This window comes from Mesorhizobium sp. WSM4823 (assembly GCF_055811195.1).
The window spans coordinates 1-778 of record NZ_JBVVQL010000050.1 but is presented as its reverse complement, the minus strand read 5'-3'; the positions used below and the strand labels follow the sequence as shown (position 1 = coordinate 778).

Annotated in this window: 1 pseudogene; it reads left to right on the top strand. The window is 61.1% G+C overall.

The annotated features are described in order from the left end of the window. Window positions 1–34: 34 nt before the first annotated feature. Window positions 35–778, top strand: a pseudogene (locus tag AC0L26_RS31960) (DDE-type integrase/transposase/recombinase); the annotation flags it as partial.

Genomic DNA, 778 nt, shown 5'->3' with positions numbered 1-778 from the left:
GGGCATCCTTGTCCTCCGAATCAAGGGATGCGCTATGGGCCAGGTTCTTCATGGGAGCGCCACGACGACAGAGGCGGTCCGTCGAGCGATACAGCATAGTCAAGAGAGCCTGAGGGCGCTGGCGAAGCGCTACGGGGTCAACCAAAAGACTGTTGCCAAATGGCGGGAACGGACCTCGGTGGCAGATTTGCCGACCGGTCCGAGAGAGCCTAGATCGACAGTGCTCTTGCCCGAGGAGGAGGCCGTCATAGTCGCCTTCCGGCGCTACACTCTGTTGCCACTCGATGACTGCCTCTATGCCTTACAACCGACGATCCCACACCTGACGCGCTCATCACTGCATCGCTGCCTGCAGCGCCACGGCATCAGCCGCCTGCCGGACGTAGAAGGCGACAAGCCGGCGAAGAAGAAGTTCAAGAGCTATCCGATCGGCTACTTCCACATCGACGTCGCCGAGGTGCGCACAGAACAGGGCAAGCTGCACATGTTCGTCGCTATCGACCGCACCTCGAAATTCGCCTTCGTCGAACTGCATGAGAAGGCCACCACCGCCATCGAGAGACTTCCTACTGCGCCTGATCGCGGCCGTGCCCTACAAGGTCCACACTGTCCTCACCGACAACGGTATCCAGTTCACGACGCCCGGCGCCGGCGGTTCGGCCGTGCCATTGATCAAGGAGGCCATCGCAAACGGCGAACGCTTCTGGGCCCATGCCTTCGAATACGCTTGCGCCACGAACGACATCGAGCACCGAACGACCAAGGCAAGGCATCCGTG